21 protein-coding genes are annotated in these 22,474 nt (G+C 65.4%); 13 read left to right on the plus strand and 8 right to left on the minus strand.

Features of this window, described 5'->3' with window-relative positions; translation table 11 throughout:
• The first annotated feature begins 21 nt into the window (after positions 1-21).
• A complete protein-coding gene (locus ACS7SF_RS21595) occupies positions 22-447 on the plus strand; it encodes a hypothetical protein (RefSeq protein ID WP_439894168.1) in 426 nt (141 codons plus the stop codon).
• Positions 448-490: 43 nt separating this feature from the next.
• Here ACS7SF_RS21595 and ACS7SF_RS21600 read toward each other — a convergent pair whose 3' ends face one another.
• Both ACS7SF_RS21600 and ACS7SF_RS21605 read right to left on the minus strand, forming a co-directional pair.
• Positions 491-709 (minus strand): hypothetical protein, encoded by a 219-nt coding sequence (locus ACS7SF_RS21600; protein ID WP_439894169.1) that lies wholly within the window; start codon positions 707-709, stop codon positions 491-493.
• Positions 710-904: 195 nt separating this feature from the next.
• The gene (locus ACS7SF_RS21605; RefSeq protein WP_439894170.1) at positions 905-1,114 is read right to left on the minus strand and encodes a hypothetical protein; all 210 of its coding nucleotides are present in this window, start codon (positions 1,112-1,114) and stop codon (positions 905-907) included.
• A gap of 429 nt (positions 1,115-1,543) precedes the next feature.
• On the opposite strand from ACS7SF_RS21605, the gene ACS7SF_RS21610 reads away from it, so the two are divergent.
• Positions 1,544-1,981 (plus strand): CBS domain-containing protein, encoded by a 438-nt coding sequence (locus ACS7SF_RS21610; protein ID WP_439894171.1) that lies wholly within the window; start codon positions 1,544-1,546, stop codon positions 1,979-1,981.
• A 118-nt stretch (positions 1,982-2,099) separates the two neighbouring features.
• The gene (locus ACS7SF_RS21615) at positions 2,100-2,546 is read left to right on the plus strand and encodes a hypothetical protein (protein ID WP_439894172.1); all 447 of its coding nucleotides are present in this window, start codon (positions 2,100-2,102) and stop codon (positions 2,544-2,546) included.
• Between the two features lie 27 nt (positions 2,547-2,573).
• Here ACS7SF_RS21615 and ACS7SF_RS21620 read toward each other — a convergent pair whose 3' ends face one another.
• Entirely contained in the window at positions 2,574-3,407 is an 834-nt protein-coding gene (locus ACS7SF_RS21620; protein ID WP_439894173.1) for an aldo/keto reductase, read from the minus strand.
• A gap of 269 nt (positions 3,408-3,676) precedes the next feature.
• Between ACS7SF_RS21620 and ACS7SF_RS21625 the strand changes: the two genes are divergently transcribed.
• Positions 3,677-4,603, plus strand: coding sequence for an MASE4 domain-containing protein (locus ACS7SF_RS21625; RefSeq protein WP_439894174.1), 927 nt, complete (start codon positions 3,677-3,679; stop codon positions 4,601-4,603).
• A gap of 140 nt (positions 4,604-4,743) precedes the next feature.
• On the opposite strand, the gene ACS7SF_RS21630 is transcribed toward ACS7SF_RS21625, so the two are convergent.
• Together ACS7SF_RS21630 and ACS7SF_RS21635 are read right to left on the minus strand one after the other, a co-directional pair.
• On the minus strand, positions 4,744-5,202 hold the full coding sequence (locus ACS7SF_RS21630; protein ID WP_439894175.1) for an addiction module antidote protein: 459 nt from the start codon (positions 5,200-5,202) through the stop codon (positions 4,744-4,746).
• 4 nt (positions 5,203-5,206) lie between these two features.
• Positions 5,207-5,455: a type II toxin-antitoxin system RelE/ParE family toxin gene (locus tag ACS7SF_RS21635; RefSeq protein ID WP_439894176.1), complete on the minus strand. Its 249-nt coding sequence runs from the start codon at positions 5,453-5,455 to the stop codon at positions 5,207-5,209.
• A 589-nt stretch (positions 5,456-6,044) separates the two neighbouring features.
• Between ACS7SF_RS21635 and ACS7SF_RS21640 the strand changes: the two genes are divergently transcribed.
• The 5 genes from ACS7SF_RS21640 to ACS7SF_RS21660 all read left to right on the plus strand — a co-directional run bounded on the left by ACS7SF_RS21640 (position 6,045) and on the right by ACS7SF_RS21660 (position 9,852).
• The gene (locus ACS7SF_RS21640) at positions 6,045-6,473 is read left to right on the plus strand and encodes a hypothetical protein (RefSeq protein WP_439894177.1); all 429 of its coding nucleotides are present in this window, start codon (positions 6,045-6,047) and stop codon (positions 6,471-6,473) included.
• 158 nt (positions 6,474-6,631) lie between these two features.
• Positions 6,632-7,783, plus strand: coding sequence for an ABC transporter substrate-binding protein (locus ACS7SF_RS21645; RefSeq protein WP_439894178.1), 1,152 nt, complete (start codon positions 6,632-6,634; stop codon positions 7,781-7,783).
• Positions 7,784-7,983: 200 nt separating this feature from the next.
• A complete protein-coding gene (locus tag ACS7SF_RS21650) occupies positions 7,984-8,451 on the plus strand; it encodes a GNAT family N-acetyltransferase (protein WP_439894179.1) in 468 nt (155 codons plus the stop codon).
• Positions 8,452-8,592: 141 nt separating this feature from the next.
• Positions 8,593-9,054, plus strand: coding sequence for an MEKHLA domain-containing protein (locus ACS7SF_RS21655; protein ID WP_439894180.1), 462 nt, complete (start codon positions 8,593-8,595; stop codon positions 9,052-9,054).
• Between the two features lie 150 nt (positions 9,055-9,204).
• Positions 9,205-9,852, plus strand: a complete 648-nt coding sequence (locus ACS7SF_RS21660) for a hypothetical protein (protein WP_439894181.1) — start codon at positions 9,205-9,207, stop codon at positions 9,850-9,852.
• A 23-nt stretch (positions 9,853-9,875) separates the two neighbouring features.
• On the opposite strand, the gene ACS7SF_RS21665 is transcribed toward ACS7SF_RS21660, so the two are convergent.
• The gene (locus tag ACS7SF_RS21665) at positions 9,876-12,047 is read right to left on the minus strand and encodes a PTS sugar transporter subunit IIC/EAL domain-containing protein (protein ID WP_439894182.1); all 2,172 of its coding nucleotides are present in this window, start codon (positions 12,045-12,047) and stop codon (positions 9,876-9,878) included.
• 258 nt (positions 12,048-12,305) lie between these two features.
• Between ACS7SF_RS21665 and ACS7SF_RS21670 the strand changes: the two genes are divergently transcribed.
• On the plus strand, positions 12,306-13,385 hold the full coding sequence (locus ACS7SF_RS21670) for an FUSC family protein (RefSeq protein ID WP_439894183.1): 1,080 nt from the start codon (positions 12,306-12,308) through the stop codon (positions 13,383-13,385).
• A 100-nt stretch (positions 13,386-13,485) separates the two neighbouring features.
• Positions 13,486-15,285, plus strand: a complete 1,800-nt coding sequence (locus tag ACS7SF_RS21675) for a rhamnogalacturonan lyase B N-terminal domain-containing protein (RefSeq protein WP_439894184.1) — start codon at positions 13,486-13,488, stop codon at positions 15,283-15,285.
• A gap of 38 nt (positions 15,286-15,323) precedes the next feature.
• Here ACS7SF_RS21675 and ACS7SF_RS21680 read toward each other — a convergent pair whose 3' ends face one another.
• Complete coding sequence (locus tag ACS7SF_RS21680; RefSeq protein WP_439894185.1) at positions 15,324-16,073, minus strand: response regulator transcription factor; 750 nt, start codon at positions 16,071-16,073, stop codon at positions 15,324-15,326.
• Between the two features lie 336 nt (positions 16,074-16,409).
• On the opposite strand from ACS7SF_RS21680, the gene ACS7SF_RS21685 reads away from it, so the two are divergent.
• A complete protein-coding gene (locus ACS7SF_RS21685; RefSeq protein ID WP_439894186.1) occupies positions 16,410-17,543 on the plus strand; it encodes a hypothetical protein in 1,134 nt (377 codons plus the stop codon).
• Between the two features lie 53 nt (positions 17,544-17,596).
• On the opposite strand, the gene ACS7SF_RS21690 is transcribed toward ACS7SF_RS21685, so the two are convergent.
• The gene (locus ACS7SF_RS21690; RefSeq protein WP_439894187.1) at positions 17,597-18,148 is read right to left on the minus strand and encodes a hypothetical protein; all 552 of its coding nucleotides are present in this window, start codon (positions 18,146-18,148) and stop codon (positions 17,597-17,599) included.
• A 302-nt stretch (positions 18,149-18,450) separates the two neighbouring features.
• On the opposite strand from ACS7SF_RS21690, the gene ACS7SF_RS21695 reads away from it, so the two are divergent.
• Complete coding sequence (locus tag ACS7SF_RS21695; RefSeq protein WP_439894188.1) at positions 18,451-22,113, plus strand: beta strand repeat-containing protein; 3,663 nt, start codon at positions 18,451-18,453, stop codon at positions 22,111-22,113.
• The last annotated feature ends 361 nt before the right edge of the window (positions 22,114-22,474 follow it).

Genomic DNA, 22,474 nt, shown 5'->3' on the forward strand with positions numbered 1-22,474 from the left:
GATACCAACAGAGGAGCCACCATGTCGATCCCGACCCGCCCGCACCCCACCCGGCGCGCGCGCCCGCGCATCGCTTACGTCGCAGCGTCGATGGCTGCCGTGTTCGGCCTTGGCGGCAACGCCGCGTTCGCACAAGCAACGGGCGCGCAAGCCAACAGCACCGACAACACGGCTGGCGCCACCGACACCAGCGGCGCCACAAGCACCAGCGGCAGCACCACGGCTACCGGCACCACCAGCCGCACGGACAGCCCGACCGGCCGCGATGCCACACGCAACCGCAGCCGTTCCGGCACCAGCAGCGGCAGCAGCGCCGGCACAAGCGGCGACTACGTCCCGCGCTCCGGTTCCAGCTCACACCGAGACCAGCACGGCAACGTCATCAAGGACCGCTCCACTGGCGGCAGCCCCGCCGGCCGTGAACGCCCGCCCGACGAGAACCAGTAGTCGACGCGTGCCACAACCGCCCTTGGCGCCGACGGCACTGGTGTCATCCAGGCGCGTGATCTCGTGCGTACTGCTGGCCCAGCAGCAGCCCGGCGCTGAGGGCCATATCGCACGACACAAACCCTTCCGACATCGACGCGCTTTCCCACGCCGAGGCGCTGTGCTCGGTCACGAGCCGATATTCGCAGTCCCACCTTCGGTCGGTGCGCTGTTCGGTACGGACTTCCAGTGTCCCGTTCGGGACTTCGATAATGATTTGCATGGACATGTCCCCGCATTTCCAATGCAGAATCGCCAGCCTACCAACATGGCCGGGTGCCATGCTGCCAGCCTCTGTCGTGCAGGGCGGGCTTGTTGAGCACCATGCGCCAGCTACCCCATCGTCGGCACATCGGCTATCGGTAACAGCGGCGGGCGACTCGTCTGCTTAGATGGTTTCCTCTTCCTGGCGACTGCGTTACATGGCGCTCGTGCGCACAACGCCCAGCGCCTGCAGCAAGGCTTGGCCGTGCAGGGTGACGCGCGGCTGGCCGGCGCCGGCATCTGTGGGCTCCAGGGTAATCAACTGATGAGAGAGCAACGCCTGGACGTCCAGGTCGTCCAGATCGAGCGGGCGGGATCCGCCGCGCACCAAGAGCAGGGTGGCAATTTCATGGGGGCTGAGCATCGTGTCTCCTGCTCGTGTCGTTATGGTGTTGGTTGCCTTGACCCGCCCGTGTCTGGCGATTTGTACAACGCCGCGCGTAAGCCGTACCGCTTGATGCATCGCTGCGCCTTGCGGCCCCTCGGGCGGCCTTGCCATCCAGTGCGGTGCAGCCGCCGAAAAGCGACCCCCAGGCGGCAAACCGAAGCCGAATGTGAGCGCGCGTCGCCATGCACGCGGGTCAAAGCGCGGGCGTAGACGCAATTGCCGTGCCTTGTGCGCGCCAGCCCAGTATCCAGGCCGCCAACGCGCGCCCGGGCGTTGCATTCCGGGGCGACATCCCACCGCACCGGATAGGTACGCCCGATGCTGCCCGACCCAGTGTTCCGAGGTGCTGACGCGCCGGCACTTGGGAACGTTGACCCACGCAGCGCGCACCTGAGGAGGTTTGCAATGAAAGTACGAGACGCCATGACGGAAGACGTGAAGCTGGTCAGCCCGGACCAGACCATCCGGGAAGCCGCGCGCATGATGGCCGAATGCGATATCGGCGCACTGCCCGTCGGCCAACATGACCGTCTGGTCGGCATGGTGACCGACCGCGACATCGCCGTGCGCGCCGTAGCGGAAGGGCGCGGCCCCGACACCCGCATCGGCGACGTGATGTCCCAAAGCATCATGTACTGCTTTGAAGACGATGAACTGGACAACGTCACCTACAACATGGGCGACATCCAGGTGCGGCGCCTGCCGGTGGTGGACCGCAACAAACGCCTGGTGGGCATCGTCTCCATTGGCGACATTGCCGTCTGCGGAGACATCGACAAGACCGGCCAGGCCGTCGGCAGCATCTCCACGCCGGGCGGCAGCCACTCGCAAGCGGCGCATTGACCGGCAGCACGCGGCTGCGGGCATGCGCGACACAAAGTCGTATCCAATTGTTAATGGAGTGAGGTGCGGTCGACTTGGCCGGGCGCGCGCGGCGGCATGCTGCAGTACAGTCCCAGCCATGAAAGCCGCCCTCACCCCCCGCTACGCCGCTTCCCTTGTTCTGCTGACTTTGCTTGGCGCCTGTGCTTCGCACGCGCCGTCGCCGTCGGCTTCTTCTTCGCAAGCGCCTGCTGCGGACGCCGCCAGCACGAGCAGCGCCGACAGCCCCTGGATGGCCCAGCGCGCCCAGTACATGGATTGCGTCCAGCGCCGGGCCGATGCCGGGGTGGCCGGCAGCGACCCGACCAAGACCGTGGTCACCGCTGCGCTGGATGCGTGCGAGGGCCAGTTGAGCACCATGCACGATGCTTTCCGCGATTACCTTGGCACACAGATGGTGTCATCGCACGGCAAGACCGGCGCCCGCCAAGCCGCAGACCGCGTCACCAAAGACACCCGTGAAAAGGCGCGTGTCTACCTGACGGGATACGTGGACTACACCCGCTATCAAGCGAAGTCGCGCTAAGCGGTACTCAATCCCTAGCCACCAGCGTTAAAGCATCTCCAACGCCCGCGGCCCCTTGGGCGGCGGAAAAAGGCCATCCAGCTCGGCAAGTTGCTCGGGCGACAGGGCGTGCGCCAACGCGCCCACGTTCTCGCGCAGCCGCTCGCGGTGGCTGGTCTTGGGAATCGCGATGATGTCGTCACGCGCCAGCAGCCAGGCCAACGCCACTTGGGCGGGCGCCATGCCGGCATCTTGCGCAAAGCGCGCGAGTTTGGGGTGGCGCACCAGCCGCGCCTGCTCGATGGGCGAATAGGCCATCACCGGCACCCGGCGTGCGCGCAACCAGGGCAGCAGGTCCCATTCAATGCCGCGCCGGCTCAGGTTGTAGAGCAGCTGGTTGGTCGCGACTTGGCTGCCGCCGGGCGTGCGCCAGAGTTCTTCCATGTCCGACAGGTCAAGGTTGCTCACGCCGTAGTGGCGGATCTTGCCGCTACGCTGCAGGGCCTGCAGCCCTTGCATGGTCTCTTCCAGCGGCACGCTGCCGCGCCAGTGCAGGAGGTACAGGTCGATGCGGTCCGTGCCGAGCCGGCGCAGGCTGCGCTCACACGCCGCGGCCACGCCTTCGCGGCTGGCATGGTGCGGGTAGACCTTGCTGACGAGAAACGCCTCGTCGCGCCGCCCGGCAATGGCCTCGCCGATCAGCGATTCCGACAGGCCCTCGCCATACATCTCGGCGGTATCGATCAGGCGCAGGCCCAGGTCGAGCCCCAGGCGCAGCGTGGCGATTTCTTCAGCGCGGGCGGCGGGGTGGTCGCCCATGTTCCAGGTACCCATGCCAAGCGCGGGCACACGTTCGCCATCGGGCAGGGTGACAGTCTTCATATGGGGCTCCGTCGTCGGAATGGGCAGATCAGCATGGCGCCAATCTACAAGACCCAGCCCTCGGCCGGAAAGGGTGAAACCGTTCGCTCAGAAGATACGGGGCGCCTGCGCTCCCCCGCTTGTCGCGTTGACATTGGACCGCCGGGTGACTATCACCCGTGTATGAGGGCCTGTTCACATATGCGACGGGCCCTAACCCAGCGGCAGCGCGCTGCGGCGCAGTAGAAAAAAACGCGCGTGACACCGTCACCGCATCGGGGGCCATCGTGATGTCAGAAACGTTGGACTTGCAACGGGGCTTGCTGCTGAGCCTGTCGCCGGGGCGCCGGACCTATCGGATGGCACAGGCGGTGGTATTGCTCTGCGTGGCGGTCTTCGTTGCGGCGCTGCCATACGCCAGAGTGCCGTTGGCGCAACTTCCATCGTTCGTACCCGTGTACGAATCGATGCTGATCCTCAATGACCTGATTACCGCGGTGCTGCTGTTTGGCCAGTTCGCCATCACGCGGTCGCGCGCCATGCTGGCGCTGGCCAGCGGCTACCTGTTCACCGCCGCCACGGCCGTCGGGCACATGCTGTCGTTTCCGGGCCTGTTTGCCCCTGGCGGCCTGCTGGGTGCCGGCCCGCAAAGCACGGCGTGGATCTACATGTTCTGGCATGCAGGCTTTCCGTTGTTTGTGATGGCGTATGCGCTGCTCAAGGTGCGCGAAGATCGCGAGCCCGACCGCTTTGGCCCCCGCATGCTGACCCGCAAGGCCATGGCGGCCATGATTGCTGCCGTGCTGGGCGCATCGGCAGCCTGCGTGGCGCTGGCCACCGCCGGAGAACATCTGCTCCCCGCCTTCATGGTGGGCAATCATTACGCGCCAGCCCAACAGGCGATTGCCGGCAGCACGTGGCTGCTCTGCGTGGCCGCGCTGGCTGTGCTCTGGCGCTGCAAACCGCATCTCACCCTCGATATCTGGCTGATGGTGGTGCTGTGCGTGTGGATCTGCGACGTCGCGCTCAGCGCCGTATTCAACGGCGGGCGCTATGACCTGGGCTTCTACGTCGGCCGCGTGTTCGGTCTGATGGGCGCGAGCTTCGTACTGCTGTTGCTGCTGATCGAGAACACCGTGTTGCATACCAGGTTGGCGGCGGCGCGGGCCGAGCTCAAGCGCCTGGCGGCAGCCAACGTGGCCGGGCGAGAGCGGTAGCGTTCTTCGCGCCAGGCATGTCTCGAACTGCGTCGCTCGACGGGCCTGCGTGGCGGCAGCAAAGCGCCACCAAACTCCCCCACAATTCCAAGATCTGCAAACAATCGACTTTGTGCGGCATCTGGTCTAGCTGCACGCGCCTAAACCGCCATGCCTTTGCCATGCCGAGTGGCGGCAGTGCGTTTTGAGCGTACCGGAGGCTTCGCGCGCGCCACGCTCTCCTTGCCATGCCTTGGCGTCACCCCCTTGGCGCTCTTCTGTGAAGGCCTTGGCGCCCTGGGGGCGCGCTTAGCAGCTTCGGCGCGCACTTGAGGCACGGCCGGTTTGGCTTGCAAGCTCAGCCCAAGCGCTTTCATCACCTGCAGGACCGTCGAGAACGCCGGGTTGCCTTCCGCACGGAGCGCCTTGTACAAGCTGGTACGCCCAAGGCCCGTCTCCTCGGCGATCTGCGCAATGCCCCGAGCACGTGCGACCACGCCGATCGACTCGGCAATAAAAGCCGGATCGCCCGTCTCGAGCGCAGCAGACAGGAATTCGGCCATGGTGGCCTCACTGTCCAGGTATTCCGCCGCGTCAAACTCTCGCGTTGCAATGGTCATCGTTTTACCCACTGATCTGTTTGGCCAGTTGCTTGGCCTTCTGAATGTCCTTGCTTTGCGATCCCTTGTCGCCGCCACAAAGCAGGATGTAAACGGTGTCGCCACGTTGCGTGTAGTACACCCGGTAGCCAGGGCCATGGTCGATCCGCATTTCGCATACGCCACCGCCGACCGGTTTCCAGTCACCAAAATTTCCGCTCTTGGCACGCAGGATGCGCGAAGCAATCCGCGCACGTGCCAGTTTGTCGAACAAGACCTTGGAGCCAGTTGGCGAATATCTCGGTTTCGCGGATCGTGTTCATTCGCACCATTGTATCCAATAGGATACAGATAACAAGTTGCGAATCGTGGCCTACCCATCATCCGGCGCAGTTACCGCGCCCGCTGGCGCCCTTCCTACAGCCCCTGATCAAGCTACGCATTCGGCACCAGACCGCTCCCTCGTTTCAAGTGCTATCGGCGCACACCCATTGGCCTACTAATGAGGAAAAGTGAGGATTCAATCCGATCCCGGTTCAACCTGCGTTTCGCCGCCGAAAAGTTGTCCGCGATTACGAATGCACCAGGCCGTATCGCCCGGCTGACGGATGACCCGGCCGCGGCGCTTGCCTAAGATGTCGCCCTCTCGGCAAGTCGCTACAAGCGGCCACGCCGGGCCCGGCGGTCATGCGCAACACCGCGTGCATGACCGTCCATCTCTAGCCGCTACGCGGGGCCGTCCATTCCCAATGTCGACAATCAGCAGCGCAACCAAAATCCCGCTACGGCATGACAGCGCGCCTGCCGGGCGGAACGCACGGCTGCCGACAAAGGCTGAACCCTCTCGCGCCTGCGCACCGCGTGTGGCCAGTTCCGACCTGACGCAGTTGCCCAAACCCACCGCTACGCGCCAACCCGCCGCCCCAACCCGCGTCAAAGCCGTGCGGACACTGGAAACGCGACAGCGCCTGCACCGCTTGCGCAAAGAGCTGAGCAAGATCGACCCGCCGCCCGCCTGCGCAGAAGCCGCCCATGCAGACATCCTCGCGGCCATGGCGCGTGCTGGACTGGGCAACTGGACGCTGCCGGCCCTGTCCGAGCCCGACAATCCGCGCCATGCCGATGGGTCTGTGGTAGTGTCACTGGTGTCTCACGCCATCGTCTTCAACGCGAGTGGCGCGTTCCGGATCATCGATCTGCTGCCCCCTGGGAGCGTGTACTTTGAGCTGGCCGGGCACGGCGGCGCAGCGTTTGTGCTGCCGTGCGGGTGCTCGCCCGTCGCGGTCCGCTAACGCGCAACCGGCACAACGGACACGACGCCGCTGCCGACAGGTCGGCGCATCCCGGTATCTCAAAAATTCTCGCCTCAGGGTTATCCGCCATTTCGGTCGGCGCCCACCTTTTCGACACTCTTGCCACACCACCAAAAAAACAAGGGGCGGAGACAGGTATGGACCGGAGGCAATTCGTACGGAGTTCAGTGGCACTGGGTGGCGCGATGATGTTGGCACCCATGGCGCGCGCGGCAGAAGCCGGCGTGTATGCAGACAAGATCGTCTTTGGGCAGACGGTCGGATTCGACAGCGTGTGGGGCGGGCTGTACAAGAACTACACCAACGGCCTGCTGGCCTGCTTTGAGCAGGTCAACGCTGCGGGCGGCGTGGGCGGCCGTAAGCTGGTCGTCAAACGGCTGGAAGACAACTACCTGCCCGACAAGGCTGTGGCCAACGTCAAGACGCTGGTGCAGGAAGGCGTGTTCGGGCTGGTGTGCATGGGCGGCACCGGCAACACCATCGCCGCGCTGCCCCTGCTGGAGCAGTACCGCCTGCCGATGGTCGGCGCCATGACGGGCGCCACCGCCGCGCGCAAACCCGGCGCACCGCTGTTCCACACGCGCGCCAGCTACGCCGACGAAGTCACGAAGATGGTGCAGCACGCCACCACCATCGGACTCAAGCGCGTGGCCGTGGTCTATCAGGACAACCCCTTCGGCTCCGGCAATGCCGACGCTGCCAAGGCCGCCGCCAGCAAGTTCGGCGCGCAGATCGTCGCGCTCATCCCGCACAACGCCAAGGGCGACGACATCGACATGGTGGTCGACAAGATTGCCGCCGCCAACCCGCAGACCACGCTGCTGTTCACGTCGCCCACCTCCGTGGCCGACACGCTGATGCGCTATCAGGCCAAGCACGGCCCGCTGCCGCTGCCGCAGCCGTGGATTCTGTCCGTCACCACGCCCAAGACCGTGTTCGAGAAAGCCGGCGCGCTGGCCCACGGCGTGGCGGTTACGCAGGTCATGCCCGGTCCCAACGCGCGGACCCAGCCGCTGGTGCGCGCGTTTCGCGAGGCCAACGACAAGTTTGGCGAGCGCAGCAACCAGACTTATGAAGCGGTGGAGGGCTTCCTCACCGCCCGCGTCATCGTGGACGGCCTGCGTGCCTGCGGCGGCAACCTCACGCGCGACGCCTTCATCCAGGCGCTAGAAGGCTTCGGCACCCGCGACTTTGGCGGCGTGCGCGTCCACTACGACCGCAACAACCACGCCGGGCTCGACTACGTCGACGTCACGATGATCGGTAGCAATGGCAATTTGGTCGGTTGAGCCATGCGGAGCTTGTGCCGCAACGCACCCCGGTGGCACCATAGCGCCATGCAACGCACGCGTGCCACCACCCTGCAGATTATTCGCACCGCCCCACCCACGGGACGGTAGTGCGTGGCCGCCAAGCCAACCAGAACCCGCCTCCCGAGGCGGGTTTTTTATTGCCCCAGCCCACCCCACAACCCGCAGGACACCCTCCGATGATCGACATCCGCCCCGCACGCTTTCCCGACGACATGGCCGCCGTGCAGGCCATCTTTCGCGAATACGTCGCCAGCCCCAGCGTCAGTCTCGACTTCCAGGACTACGAGGCCGAATTCGCCACCTTGCCCGGCAAATACGCCCCGCCGCGCGGATGCCTGCTGCTGGCGTGGAAAGCCGGCGCCGTGGTGGGCTGCGCCGCGTTTCGGGAGGTCGATGCCGCCACGTGCGAAATGAAGCGCGTGTACGTGCGCCCTACCGCGCGCGGCGAACAACTCGGCCGCCGCCTGGTCGAGCGTCTGCTGCAAGACGCCAAAGCCGCTGGCTATGCGCGCATGTGCCTGGACGTGTTGCCCGAGTTCAAAGCCGCGCAGGCCCTCTATGCATCGCTCGGCTTCACACCCGCCCCGCCGGTGACGTTCAACCCCGTGCCGGGCACATTGTTCCTGGGGCGGACATTGCTGTGAACTCGGTCAGGAACGCGTTGAACGGACTCAACACCAAAGCCCGCCCTGCCTCTGCCTTCAGCGCAACCGCACCGCGGGCGCCGACATCGTCGGTTGATAAAATCGCCACCCGCTCCTTTTGAAGACGACCGATACAACGCAATGACGGTATCCCTGAGCCTGGACCCGCAGTTCTTCAACCTGTTGGCCGACAGCCACCGGCGGCTTGTCGGCGCGCAGCTGATCGACAACGCCGTCGCGCCCGCCGATGCAGCCCGCTGGCTCTACGAAGACGCCCCCTTCTGCTTGCTGGCGCACAACACCGACGCCGACCCGTGCTTCATCTATGCGAACCGGGCCGCGCAGCGCTGCTTTGAATACGACTGGAGCGGCATCACGGCGCTGCGGTCGCGTTTTTCAGCGGAGCAACCGAACCGCGAAGAACGTGCGCAGTTGCTTGAAGCGGTACGCACGCGCGGGTTCGCCACCGGGTATCGCGGCGTGCGCATCTCGCGCTCCGGACGGCGGTTCTGGATCGAGGGCGGCACCGTGTGGAATCTGATCGACAGCGATGGCGTCTACCACGGGCAAGCCGCGACCTTCCACCAATGGCATGACGTGTGATGCAGACTGAGCCGCATTCGTCGCAATAGGCGCCCCCGGCGCGTTCCGTCAAATCCTCGGTTTAGCATTCACAACACAACAACAGACGTTCCAAAGGGGTAGGCGTTGTCGAACAAGATGATCTCTCTGGCCTTGGCCTGCGCGTGCAGCATGAGCCAAGCGGCCTTCGGACAAATCTCGATGGAAGCGCCGCTGACCGACGCGCCGCCAACCGAAGCGCTCCAGGCTGAAGTCCTTCAAGCAAGCCCACCCCAAGCAGGTGCGCCCCAGGCGGACGCATCCGCGCAGGAAGCCCCGCAGCAAGCCGAAGCGCCCACCCCCGAGCCCGCACCCAAGGCGGCGCCCATCGCAAAAGTCGAACAAAGCTATTGGATCGCTGAAGGCCTGAGCGTGCAGATGCGCAAGGCGCGTGCGATCTCGCTGTACCTGATGGACCCTGCCCTGCAGCCGCTCAGGGCCGTGGACGAAGCGCGCCTGAAAGACGCCGGCTGCGAGTACACGACGGAAGATGCCTCGCTCATCGCCAACTTTGTCGAAGCCGTGGAAGCCACCAGCGTGCGCGCCAACTCATTCACGCTGCAGTTCGAGCCTCGGGAGGCGGTCTACTTGGCGCTGGGTGGCGACAGCGAGATGAAGCTGCTGTTTGACAAACCCTACCCGAACCAAACGGAAGTACTGGGCCAGATCAACGGTCAACCGGTCACGGTCGGCAAGGGCCTGGTGGATGCGCTATATCGATGGGCCGCGAAGGTTGGCCGGGTCCGTCAGTGCGAACACTTTGTCGGCAGGTATCGGTAAGCCAGTACCCAGTACCCGCGCCGTCAAACCGCATGCGCCAATGGCCGCAGGTTGGCATCGAGCACAAACTGCTGGCAAACGTTCGCCGCCAGCGGCCGGCTAAAGAAATACCCCTGAAACCGATCACAGCCCAGCGCTGACAGGCGCGCGAGCTGCTGCTCGGTTTCCACCCCCTCCACCACCGTCAACAGGTTCAGCGTCCGGCTCAGGCTGGCAATGCTGCGCACGATGTGTTCGTTGACGCTGCCCGCGCTCACGTCCGCCAGGGAGCGATCGATCTTGACGGTGTCCAGCGGCAGCTCGCGCAGGTAGTGCAGCGAGGTGTGGCCCATCCCGAAATCGTCCAGCGCCACTTTCACGCCGGCTTCGCGCAGCCGCTTCAGGTTGTCGATGGCGTTGACGTCCGGCAGCAGCATGGTGGATTCGGTGATCTCTAGTTCGAGCAGCGTTGGCGACAACCCCTCACGCTGCAGGATGTCGATCACGTTCTGGTGGAATGCGCGGTTCAGCAACTGCCGTGGCGACAAATTCACGGCGATCACGAAATCGTCCGGCAACACATTGCGCCAGGCAGCGCGCTGGTGGCACGCGAGCGACAGGATGCGCAGGCCCAGCTGGTCGATCTGGCCAATGTCGTCGGCCAGCGCCACCACAATCGGCGGCGCCACGCGCCCCAGCACCGGATGCTGCCAGCGCAGCAGCGCCTCCGCGCCAAACACGCGGCCCGTTGTGCAATCCACCTGCGGCTGGAATTCCAGAAAGATCTGGCCGTCTTTCTTGATGGCGTCTTCCAGGTCGCTGGCCAGCGCCACGGCCATGCGGCCCTCGTCGCCGGGCAGGTCCAGACAGCGCCGGCCTTGCAGGCTGACCTCGGGCGATTCGGCAATCTGCTGCAGCGAGGCCAGCACGTCCTGGCTGCGCCGCGCAGAGAGGACATCCGCCATGCGCACGAACGGCAGATAAATGGCCGCCCCTGCCGCCAGGCCGATGAGTTGCACCACCGCACCCGCCACCGAACCCGTGACCGCGTAGCCGCTGAACAGCACCGGGGTGGTCCACGCCACGCTATAGCCGGTCTTGGGCATCAGGTCGGCCACGATGGCGGCATAGGCGATGAGAATCTGCACCAGCGGCGCGAGCACGAACGGAATGGCATACACCGGGTTGAGCACCAGCGGCAGCCCGAACAGCAACGGCTCGTTGACGTTGAACACCGCCGGCAGCATCACCACCAGCGCCATCTTGCGCCCGCGCTGCGTGCTCCTGGACATCAGCAGCGCCAGGATCAGGCTGAGCGTGCCGCCCGACCCACCCATGCGCGCGAACATCGCGAAGAAGTGGTAGGTGAAGATGAACTGCGGCTGGCCGCCACTGGCCACCGCCGCCACATTGGCCTGCGAGGCCGGCGCCAGGATGTGTTGATGGACCGTGTACAGCGCATTCGGCCCATGGATGCCCACTAGCCACAACAGTTGCGCAGCGGTTTCATAAACGAGACCGAACAGCAGGCTGTTGGAGACTGCTGAAAACGGCGCCGCCACCAGCATGTTGATTGCCGCCATGAGTTGCGACCAACCCGCCCAGATCATGGCGACCTTGAGCACGGCAAACGTCAGGATCGTCAGCATGCCGGCCGGCATGACCGTCAGCACATCGCCCACCAGCAGGTCATTGCCGAGGTGGTTGGCCGGAATGCGCAAACGGCGGATATCGCACAGCTTCAGAAACAAGCTGCCGCCCAGCGACGCCACCAACAACGCGGCAAACAGCCCTTGCCCGAGCGAGAGCGAGGCCATCAGCGGCGCATCCGCGTCCGGCGCGACGAGCGTAAAGAAGCACGACACCACCACCACCGCCGCCACCGTGGGGTTGACCACGCGATGTCCCACGCGCTGGTTATGCAGTTGCGCCAACACATCCGCAAAGCCGTACAGCGCGACCAGCGCGCCAATGCCAAACGTACCGGCCAGCACGCTGTCGCAAAAGACATCCAGCCGCGCGCCAAACGTCTCCACCAGCATGTGCCGGATGCCGGCCGTGGGCGGATAGCGCAGCAGCAGCGACAGCGCCCCCACCATGATGAGCGGCAGGGCCAGCGCCAGCCCGCGCCGGATAGCAATGAAGTATGGCGCGCGGTCGAACCGCTCTGCAGCGGTCAACAGCCGGGGCCATGGCGATAGCGCGTGCGTCGTCATAAAGGTCGATCTAGGGTCCGCAACATCCTGGGCATCCACGCAGGATGCCGCTATCGGGCTACGTCTGATATACGGCAGCACCATTGCGCGACTGAAGCGCTTGCGCGCAAAAAGGCCTCACAGCCTATGGCAAGCTTCGTGCAATACCTAGGGGAAACCCGAAGTTTTGTCGCGTCCTTGCACTGTGATGAAGCATCGGCACCAAGGCGGCGCGCACGCTGTGTGCGGCGTGCCCCAGAATCTGCAACGATCTTGCTTATGTCGATTTCCATTCGTGCGCCCCGCACTGTGAAACTACCTGCCCTGCTGCTTTCCGTACTCCGGCTCCTGCGCGACCCGCATCGGCGTTATCGCCATGCGCGGTACATCCATGCCACGCGCGTCGGCCTGGGCGTGCTGCTGTCCATTGCCGTCACTGTGGGCTTCGGCTGGCCGCATGGGGAATGGGCCACCATCTCGCTGCTCATCGTCATTGCGGGCCTGCAGCACCACGGCAACATCCGCAAGCGCGCCGCCGAGCGCGCCTGGGGCACGTTGATCGGCGCCTCGGCCGGCCTGTTGATCATCGTGCAGCAGACCTGGCTCGGCCACCTTCCACTCACCTATGCGCTGGTCGCCGCCGCGTGCGGCATCTGCGCGTATCACGCCATCGGCAAGGGCGGATACATCGCGCTGCTGGCCGCCATCACGCTCGTCATCGTGGTCGGACATGGTGACAACGATCTGCTCGACGGCGCCTGGCGCACGCTTAACGTGCTGGTGGGGATTGCGATTGCGCTGCTGTTCTCGTTTGCGCTGCCGCTGTATGCCACGTACTCGTGGCGGTATCGGCTGGCCGACGCGCTGCGTGAATGCGCCCGGGCGTATGCCAGCCTCGGCCAGGGCGACCAGGGTAGTAAGGTGGCCGGTGAGCGCAGCAAGCACCTCGGCAAGCTCAATACGCTACTGGTGCAACTGCGCTCGCTCATGCCGTCGGTGTCCAAAGAGATTGACGTGCCGCTGGACCGGCTGGAGAACATCCAACGCAGCCTGCGCATCTGCATCAGCACGCTGGAGCTGCTGAACGCCGCGCGCGGGCCGGTGGGCGAACCCCGCGCAGATGTGCTGCCTGGCGCAGCCGATCGGCACATCCGCGACACGCTGATCGGCATGTCGCGCGCGCTGCGGTTCGGCACGCTGGCACGCCTGTCGCAAGCGCGAGCGGTTGACGGCGCTGACGCTGCCCAAACGCCCGGCGCGGCCACGGTGGAAAGTGCGCTGGCCGTGGGCTTCGCCAACGAGGTTGAACAGCTTCGGGGGCAACTCCTAGCGATTGCGCCGCAGTGGAATATTGGGTGACGGCGCCGCTGCTTCGCCTGCGCGGTTGTCACTTCGTTTCAAGCGCCGCCGCAATCCAAGGCCTGCTCCAACCTGACGCCGTTGCCCTGTCGAATCGCCCATGCCCCCAACACAGTCCGTGCTCGATACCCACTGGACCAAGCGCCTGAGCCTGAGACTGCTCAGCACGCTCATCCTTGCGCTGCACCCGGTCTGCGTGCCGCTTGCTGCAGCCGAACCGCTGCACAACCGCGCGATTCCCTGCCGCTTCGGTGATGACGTGCCGGTCGAGGTGGACCGCGATGCCCGGTCTGGCTGGCAACCCGTGCAGGAGGGCCAGTTCGGCATCCGCACGGATGGCAATGCCTATACGGTTGACACCGGCGCCGGATTGGTCTTCCAGGTCCGAACGCGCGGTGCCAACGGCGGGGATCGTGGCAAGGGCGACATCGTCTCCCTGCTCTGGCATGGCGTGCAATATCAGGACCCGCGCAAAGGCAGCCAGGTGAACTCCGGCTTCTCGGGCCTGTATGACGGGCAGGACCGCGTCAATGTGGACGCGGCACGCGTGGGCAACGACGCCGTCAAGATCACCGTTACCGCCGGGGCGTTGACCCACGTCTACATGGCGCGGCGGGGGCAGCCCAACATCTATATGGCGACGTATTTCACGGCGGAGCCCAAGCCCAACCTCGTGCGCTTTGTCGTCCGGGTGCCGCACGCACGCCTGCCTGATGGGCCGCAATGCGCGGACATCACCACCGCCGTGCGTGGTGTGGAAGCGCATGATGTGTTTGGTTTGGCCAACGGCGAAACCCGCTCCAAGCATTACTCCAACATGCGCCTGAAGGACTGGCAGTACTTTGGCGCAACCGGCCCGCACGTCGGCATGTGGATGGTCCGCGACAATAACGAGGGCGGCTCAGGCGGCCCGTTCTACCGCAGCCTGCTCGACCAGGGCGCGGAAGACCAGGAACTGACCTATATCGTCAATTACGGTGAGAACCAGACCGAGCCCTACCGCATGGGCGTGCTCAACAGCTACGTGCTCGCCTTTACCGATGGCGAACCGCCGCGTGAAGTCGACACCCACTGGTTCAAGCACATGGACCTGCCCGGCTACGTGCCGGAGAGCGAGCGTGGCGCATTCGAAGGCCATTTCACTGGCCTGACGGAAGACGCCCCGTACACCTTGGCGCTCAGTAACGCGCATGCGCAGTACTGGGGGGATGTCTCCGGCAGAGAGGGCCACGCCCACCATTTCCACCTGCAAGGCATACTGCCCGGCCAGTATCAGGCGACGCTCTACCGGAACGAGCTGCAGGTCAAACGCTTCAACGTGGACATTCAGCCCGCCCGCACGACCCCTTGTGCATGCGGTGGTATCGACCACGACCCGCAACACGATGCCGCGCTGTGGCGCATCGGCACCTGGGATGGCAGCCCGCGCGAGTTCCGCAACGGCGACAAGGTCACGGTGATGCATCCATCGGATGTGCGTATGCAGCCGTGGACCGTGCCGGACTACCTCGTCGGGCGCTCGAACCCCGCGCACGATTTCCCCGCGTACCAGTGGAAAGCCGTCAACGGCGCGCTGGTGGTGCGCTTCCACCTCAGTCAACGCGACATGAGCGACCACCGGCTGCGCCTCGGCATCACCACGGCCTTCGCACACGCCCGACCCAGCATCACGGTCAACCAATGGAGCACGGCCGTGCCGCAGCCTGTCGTCGAGCCCACCACTCGCAGCCTGACGGCGGGCTCCTACCGCGGCAACAACGCCACCTTTGCGTTCGACATTCCGGCCTCGGCCTTCGTGGCTGGCGAGAACGTGCTCACGATCAACGTCACCAGCGGTAATGCCGGGGAGGGCTTTCTCAGCCCGGGTTACGCCTTCGACGCCATTGATTTGCTGAAGTAACCGGCGCAACCGAGCGCCAGCAAGACGGCGCGCACGTGTCAGGCTGCCATCCTCGGCTTCGGGTCAACGCTGGGCGACTGGGGCGACTGGTGTGCCGTCGGCTGAACGGCCAACTGATAGCCGCGCGAGTACACCGTCTTGAGCTCCACCCCGGTCGCCGGTCCGAAGCCCAGCTTCTTGCGCAGCTTGTAGACGTGCTGCTCGATGGAGCGCTCTGCAATGCAGGCCTCCGTTCCCCATACCGCAGAAGCGATCTGCTGGCGTGACAGAAACGCCCCGGACGAGGAGAACAACAGCCAGGCCGTGGCGAATTCGCGTGCGGTCAAGCGGATCGGCTCGTCGTGCAAGGTCACTGCGCGGGTCAGCCGGCATAGGCGGTACGGCCCGACCACCACCTGCGTCTGGCAGGCAACCTGCGCCGACCGGCCGACCCCGCGCAGGATGCGGCGAACACGCGCGCACAGCTCCTCGGCGGTGAAGTGGCCCGAGATGATGTCGTCAATGCCGGCGTCGAAGGCGCTGAGCATCTCCTGGCGGCCGGCAAAGTGGCCAAACACCAAGGTGGGCCAGCACAGATTGGCATTGCGCTCGCGCCCCGAGAGCAACAGTCGGCCGGCGGTGCTGAACTGCTGCGCATCGATCATCAGCAAATCAAAGACCTCGGTCTGCCCGGTGCGCATCAGAGCCAATGCCTCGTCGAACCGCACGCAGGTGATGTCCTGGGCGGACAGGCAAGTCGCTACGTAGGTAAAACTGGCTGGGTTGGTGGTGAGTACGGCAAATTTCATGGCAACGCTCCCCGACGATGCGGGGTCGATCCATATGTCCACCCCGCTTTTTCTTTTGCCAAAGCATAACGTTCACACTGTGTTCATCCATCGCTATAACTAGCGATGCGGCGGCGGGGGCAGCCGTCAATCGCCCGTTTCAAAGGGGCGCAAGTGACCCGATCGGCACCAAACAGGTGCAACCCGTCACCTCGCTCAGGACGCGGAATTCGTCATGACCGTCGCGCGGCGCCTTTGGGTACCCCAGCTTCGCCACCAGCCGCGTCCCTTCGCCCGCAATGGACGACCGACCGGCCATCGCTCGGTACCCTTCCAACCTCCGATTGGAGGTCCGGCATGCACAAGAACGTGACAGGCGTATCGCGCAACATCCCTGCGTTGCCATCGTCGTCATCCCCCACACCGCAAACAGCGCAAGAAACCGCTACCCGCCCGACCGCGCGTACGCGTTCGGCCGCGCTTGAGCATCTTCCCGCCCCACACACCAGCAGCACCAGCAGCACCAGCGCGCCTGCGCGGGTTTCCGCCGCGCCGGCCAAGACCAAGATTACCGAGGCGGAACTGCCATTGGCCGCGTACCTGCTGATGCGCGCCGTGGACGGGCGCCCCGTGGCTGGACCGGAAATCGCTCGCCTGCGATTGGCGAACGCCAGCGTCAATGAAACCCGTCAACTGCTCAAGCACGGACGAGGCAACGTCAACGTCAACGTGCGCGCCACCCACAACGAAAGTACGTGGCGCATGAAGGCCGCGCGGACCTTCCGGCAGGAGCGCGAGCAGAAGGCGAAAGTGCCCTGGAACGCGTTCGAACAGCGGGCGCCGTATTCCGCTGCGGCAGCGTCGGTATTTGGCGCGGGCAATTGCGGAGAACACACGAGCACGACCAGCGTCTATCACAGCCGCCGCCTGGCCCCCAATGAAGAAGTGCACTACGTGAATGCGCCCGCCGCAGGACACGCCTTTGCAGAGAGCCGCATTCCCAGCGCCCCTGAAGCCGAGCAGCCAGAGCGAACGGTGGTGATGGACGCTTGGGCGAAAGGCCCCGCGGTGCTCGCCGCCGATGCGCACTTTGCCAAGCGACGCAGCGGGCTACAGAGCCTGTTGCACTACACCGCAGAAACCGGGCGCGACGCGCGCATTACGGCCAACGACGTGGTGCTGGAGGCCCGGTCCGCGGGCCCTGCCGAAGTTGCCCGGCGCGTGCAAAGCGAGGCCACGCCGACTGCGCGCTTTGCCGCGTTCATCGACTCTGTGCTGCCCAGCGGCATGGGCCACTGGAGCGAGCAGCACGTGATCGACCGCGACTTCTCCCAACGCGTGAAAGGCAAACTCGCCGCGCTTGGGAACCCGGCGCAGAGCGTTGAGTTGGCGGCGCGTGTCGCCGAACAACTCGGCGTGCCGGCCCAGCAGCGTACGGCAGAGGCGCAGCGCATCGTGGAAGCAGCCCACGCCATGTTGGCGGACGTGTGACGCTACGGGTGAACGCACCCCGTCGCCCGATAGACCGACACCCTCACTGCCCATCAAGGCGCATCGACCAGTTCGGCAATCTCGTCCACTTCGAGGGTCCTGCCGAACTTGTTCTTGAGCCCATGCCCCCAGGCATACACGTGCACCCCGGGCGCGAGGTAGGCGGCCAGTTCCGTGGCGGCATGCGGCGGCATCCGCAAGGAGGTGCCGTCGTCCAGCAACGCCCCGCGCAGTTCGCCCTTCGGCCCGAACAAGGAGAGCGTAACTTCCCCCGCAGCCTCCATGGGCCGGCGCGCAGTGGGACGTTTAGGAGACTGATCGCCCTTGGCGGGCGGACCTTCGTCGAGGATGACCTTGCCTCCCGCCGTCGTCAGCGAGATGGCGGCGATCATGTCGGCGCCACGGGGCTTCACCCCGCGTACGCGGATTTTGTCGCCCAGGGCGACATGCCGGGCAATGTGTCGCGACAAGTGCGGCGGCACGTGAACTTGCCGCAGCCTACGCCCGCCGAGTACGAAACCATCCACATCGCCTTCCGGGTTCAGCAGGAAGCGGCTGACCGTACCGCTCACTTCCGGAAGACTCTCCGGATCAATCCAATGCATAGCGTGTCCTCGCTCGGTGATGAGTTGCACAAAGGCGATGTGCCGACATCCACATCGCCCCTGTTGGCGAGGCGCAACTAGCGTGCCCATACACAGCAACGCGACGCACACACCCACCCCGACCGATACCCCACACAAGCGGTAATTGAGGATTCTTCAGGATTACGTGCGACGCGCCCCTTACATTCGGGGTGTTCCTCTCTCCACCACATCCCGGCATGAAATCGAAAGGCGCTGCAGGCACCGGCAGCCAAGGACCCGCTTTGCATGGCGACAGCCAACGGCCCAGCGCGATGAGGGCAATGGGGGCAACGAAAGCCACCCGCACCGCCCGCGCCGATTCCACCGGGTCACCCCAACCCTTGCGGCAAGCGGCAGGCGAGCCCATCCAGCATCTGGTGATCGGGCTGCGCGCTCGCGACGCGCATGCCAAGCAGGCGACCGCCGGGTGGATCCTGTTGCGGTACGCGCTGAGCGATTGCCTGGCGTTGATGGCGGCGCTCGACCAAGCGCCGTCGGCCATCCGGCTGCGCCCCTATCGCGTGAATGCTCCCGCAGCCGACGCACCGGTGCGCTGGCTATTGCGGCGCGCCGGCCGGGGGCTTTTGAAGGTGGTGGGTGTGTCAAAGCAGGGGCGCGAGGTGTACGCGGCGCTGCCGATGCCGGCGGACCGGTTTCGGCTGATGGTCCGCCCCGGCTGCGCGCCGACGGGCCCGTACGAGCAGCGCCACGGCCAGATGATGTTCTTTGACCGGAACCCCGAGAAACTGCGCACCCACTTCGGCGGCCAGTTGCTCCAGTACCGGCCGGTCAGCACGCAGCAGCGCAATCGCTCGCTCGTCATGCGCCCCGCAGATGTCCGCCGGCTGTCTGCCAAGCGCCCTGGGCTGCGGCGTTCGGCGATTTCCATGTCGGTGTGCGCGGCCATCGCCACGGCGGCCCCGGCGCGCTATGCGCTGGCGACGGACTACACAACGCCCATCACCGGAAGCAGCACCGCCGATACGGCCTATTCCACCTCCACCAATGCCGCCGGCAGCTTGGTGTATGGGCTGCAGAGTGGCGACACCGTTTCGGCATCGACCAACCAGCTCGCCAACCTGCAGGCGGTGAACCTCGTTGGCGTCACCACGCCGGTGGTGTTGCAGGTGGGCAGCAACGGTACCGGCACGCTGGGGGTCTCGGCCACCCGCACCGGGGTGACGGACTTTGGCATCGTGCACGGCATCGATGTTGAGAATGGCAGCCACCTGACCATCAACGGCAACACCAACGTCAACGCCACCACGGACAACCGCAATAGCGAGATCGAAGGCGTCTACATCACCAACAGCACCGCCACGTTCAACGGCAACACGACCATCTCGACCAGCACGCCGGGCTATTCGCGCGGGCTGTGGATCAACCGGGGCAACGTCACCTTCAACGGCGACACCACGATCACCGTTCGCGGCCACGGCACGGACAACGACGGCATCTACAACTCCGGCGGTGGCGCCGGCAACGTCACGTTCAACGGCAACGTCAAGATCGACTCCCTGGGCGAGCACCCGAGCGATAACGTCCACGGCATCTACAACGACAACATCAACACGCGGCTCACCATCAACGGCAACCTCGACCTGTCCGCCACCTCGAACGGGTCGACCGTGTTTGGCATCCGCAACCAGGGCGTGCTCAACGTCAGCGGGGACATGTCCATTACGGCCACGGGCCCGCGCTCGGCAATGGGCGTGGCCAACACGCACCGCACGGCCCGGCTGACGGTGGGCGGCAACGTCGACATCCACGTCGTCAACACCGGGGGGTACACCCCCTTCGGGCTGCCGACCGCCATTCAGGCCCACTACGGCACCGGCTCCAGCATGACGTTCCGCAAGGGCGTCAATGCCACGGTGAACGCTGTCACCACGGCCTTTGGCATCGACAACACCGGCGTGATGAATTTCTCGTCCGCCAGTGACACGGTGGCCCTGAACGTGGCATCCACCTGCACCACGTGCAACGTGTTCGGCATCAACCAGAACGGGGGTGCCATCACCATGGCGGGCGGCGCGCAGGTCAAGGCGTCTACCACCGGCACGGGCGCCGCCTTTGCCATTGCCAACGCTGCCGCCAACGGCGTGAACGCCACGCTCGACATCAACGCCGCAGGCGCCGGCAAGGTCACGCTCGACGGCGATATCACCACCGCCAACTACGCGGCCAGCAGCAACACGGGCAGCACGAACGTTGTCTTGAACACGGCAGACTCGTACTTCAAGGGCAACATCGTCCCCTACGCCAACACCGGCCTAACCACCGACACCACCAACTATGTGGCCGGCGCCACGACGCTCAGCTTCGCCAACGGCGCCACATGGATCCCCACCGGCACCGGCAACACCAGCAACGACTTCGGTGCCGGCGGCTTGACGCTGGCCTCCGGTGGCGGCATCGACCTGTCGCGCAGTTGGGGCACGTTTGCACCAGGCAGCATCCCCGCCTACAACCTGCGCACCGTCACCATCGACAGCAGCGCGGCCGGTGGCGCCAGCGTCAACCTCAAGGACGGCGCCACCTTCACGCTGCTGAGCGACGTGCGCAACGGCACCGCAGACAAAGTGGTGTTCGGCTCGGGCATCAGCAACTTCTCCGCAGCGGGCACGCAGAACATCAAAATCGCCTACGACCCGGTGCTGCAAGACACCTCCTGGGTGAACGCCAACACCGTCAAAACCGGCAAGACCTTCAGCGCCGCCACGCCCATCACCATTGTGGATGCCAGCGCGGCCGCCGGCGGCGCCGCCAAGCTCGCCGCCGTGAGCGGCACGCCCGGCGCGTGGACGAGTACGTATGAGAACGCGTTGGTGTCGTTCACCTACGCGCCGCAGGTGGCGGTATCGAGCGACGGCAACAAAGTCATGCTCACCGGCATCCAGATTGCCGGCAGCGATGGCGCATCAACGGGCACCGGCGGTAGCCCGGGCGCGACGGACCCCACGGTGCCCACGCTTTCTACCGGCTTGGGAACGTCTGCCGGCATTCGCCCGGCCGAAGCCGTGTTGACCGCCTCCGAATCGGTGGCCGCCATGCGCAATCTACTGTTGCGCACGTCCGCCTTGCCTGGCACCACCGGCGTCAGCCCGCCCCCACAGGGCGCCAACGCCGAGGGCAGCGTCTGGCTCACGCCCATAGCCAGCCGCGACAAGATCGACACCGCCTATGGCCGCCAGACCACCGAGACCATCACGTCGTCGACGCTCGGGGCAGACCGCCGCGTCTATCAAGACGACAGGGGCACAGTGCGCGTGGGCGCCAGCATCACGCAGGCCAATGCCAACGTCGGCTACACACGCGGCTCGGGCACGATCGACATGACCTCGATCGGCGTCAACGCCACGCTGCAGGCCAACAGCGGCCCGTACGTCAGCGCCGGCGTCAACGGCGCGACGCTGCGCAACACCTACAACGCCACCGACCTGGAAGGCACCAACACCAGCGGCAAATTCAACGTCAAAACGCTCGGCACTACGCTCGCCGCCGGCTGGCCGTTCGACCTCGGCCATGGCGTGAGCCTGGAACCTTCCACCGCCGCCGTGGCAGGGGTCATGTTCGGCGACCAGCGCGTCACGTCTGCCGGCGTATCGACCGACCTGAACCGCAAGACTTTCGGCATGGTGAATGCCGGTGTCACGCTCAAGCACACGGGCACCAACAGCGTCGGCTCGCACGAAATCTATGGCCGCGTCGCGCGCCTGGAAACCTTCGGCAGCGATCTGTCCATCACCGCCAGCAAAGACGGCGGCAGCATCACCGCCGATGCCGCCCCCGCCCGCCGCAGCGGCTACCAAGTCGCGCTCGGCGGCTCGGTAGGCGTCGGCCCCGCCAAACGCCTGGCCGTGACGATGGAAGCCGGCTGGCAGCATCTGTCTGGGTCCAGTTCAGGATGGTCTGGCTTGGTTAGCGTGCGGTATCGGTGGTAATTGCGCCGCCGCGCTGGGGGCGGCGTTGGGTGGTTTGGGGTGTTGGGCTCGGTGTTCCGAGTTCTGAGCTCGGCGGTTGAAGGTCTGAGCTCCGCGTTTGGGCTTCTGAGCTCCGGTGTGTTGGGCCTCGGAGCCCGACAGTTGGGCCTTTGAGCTCGGTGTTCCGCAGTTTGGGCCCGGCGTTCGGCCATTTGAGGCCGGAGCACGGCGCTTTGCGCTCGGCATCTTGAATCTCTGACAGCGGTGGTCTGAGCTTTGGGATCGGCGATTGGGCCTTGGAGCGTCGCGCCAGAGGCGATGGGCTCGGCACACGAACGGCTGGGCGTGGCGCCCCCCTCTTTCGGACGCCTTGCCCACACGG

The sequence above is a fragment of the Ralstonia sp. 25C genome (genome assembly GCF_051904805.1).
Taxonomy (GTDB): Bacteria; Pseudomonadota; Gammaproteobacteria; order Burkholderiales; family Burkholderiaceae; genus Ralstonia.

What these genes read in the sequence shown, in the direction of transcription:
- ACS7SF_RS21595 (WP_439894168.1), top strand. Translation starts at nt 22, where the DNA reads ATGTCGATCCCGACCCGCCCGCACCCCACCCGGCGCGCGCGCCCGCGC.
- ACS7SF_RS21600 (WP_439894169.1), bottom strand. Translation starts at nt 709, where the DNA reads ATGCAAATCATTATCGAAGTCCCGAACGGGACACTGGAAGTCCGTACC.
- ACS7SF_RS21605 (WP_439894170.1), bottom strand. Translation starts at nt 1,114, where the DNA reads ATGCTCAGCCCCCATGAAATTGCCACCCTGCTCTTGGTGCGCGGCGGA.
- ACS7SF_RS21610 (WP_439894171.1), top strand. Translation starts at nt 1,544, where the DNA reads ATGAAAGTACGAGACGCCATGACGGAAGACGTGAAGCTGGTCAGCCCG.
- ACS7SF_RS21615 (WP_439894172.1), top strand. Translation starts at nt 2,100, where the DNA reads ATGAAAGCCGCCCTCACCCCCCGCTACGCCGCTTCCCTTGTTCTGCTG.
- ACS7SF_RS21620 (WP_439894173.1), bottom strand. Translation starts at nt 3,407, where the DNA reads ATGAAGACTGTCACCCTGCCCGATGGCGAACGTGTGCCCGCGCTTGGC.
- ACS7SF_RS21625 (WP_439894174.1), top strand. Translation starts at nt 3,677, where the DNA reads ATGTCAGAAACGTTGGACTTGCAACGGGGCTTGCTGCTGAGCCTGTCG.
- ACS7SF_RS21630 (WP_439894175.1), bottom strand. Translation starts at nt 5,202, where the DNA reads ATGACCATTGCAACGCGAGAGTTTGACGCGGCGGAATACCTGGACAGT.
- ACS7SF_RS21645 (WP_439894178.1), top strand. Translation starts at nt 6,632, where the DNA reads ATGGACCGGAGGCAATTCGTACGGAGTTCAGTGGCACTGGGTGGCGCG.
- ACS7SF_RS21650 (WP_439894179.1), top strand. Translation starts at nt 7,984, where the DNA reads ATGATCGACATCCGCCCCGCACGCTTTCCCGACGACATGGCCGCCGTG.
- ACS7SF_RS21655 (WP_439894180.1), top strand. Translation starts at nt 8,593, where the DNA reads ATGACGGTATCCCTGAGCCTGGACCCGCAGTTCTTCAACCTGTTGGCC.
- ACS7SF_RS21660 (WP_439894181.1), top strand. Translation starts at nt 9,205, where the DNA reads ATGAGCCAAGCGGCCTTCGGACAAATCTCGATGGAAGCGCCGCTGACC.
- ACS7SF_RS21665 (WP_439894182.1), bottom strand. Translation starts at nt 12,047, where the DNA reads ATGACGACGCACGCGCTATCGCCATGGCCCCGGCTGTTGACCGCTGCA.
- ACS7SF_RS21670 (WP_439894183.1), top strand. Translation starts at nt 12,306, where the DNA reads ATGTCGATTTCCATTCGTGCGCCCCGCACTGTGAAACTACCTGCCCTG.
- ACS7SF_RS21675 (WP_439894184.1), top strand. Translation starts at nt 13,486, where the DNA reads ATGCCCCCAACACAGTCCGTGCTCGATACCCACTGGACCAAGCGCCTG.
- ACS7SF_RS21680 (WP_439894185.1), bottom strand. Translation starts at nt 16,073, where the DNA reads ATGAAATTTGCCGTACTCACCACCAACCCAGCCAGTTTTACCTACGTA.
- ACS7SF_RS21685 (WP_439894186.1), top strand. Translation starts at nt 16,410, where the DNA reads ATGCACAAGAACGTGACAGGCGTATCGCGCAACATCCCTGCGTTGCCA.
- ACS7SF_RS21690 (WP_439894187.1), bottom strand. Translation starts at nt 18,148, where the DNA reads ATGCATTGGATTGATCCGGAGAGTCTTCCGGAAGTGAGCGGTACGGTC.
- ACS7SF_RS21695 (WP_439894188.1), top strand. Translation starts at nt 18,451, where the DNA reads ATGGGGGCAACGAAAGCCACCCGCACCGCCCGCGCCGATTCCACCGGG.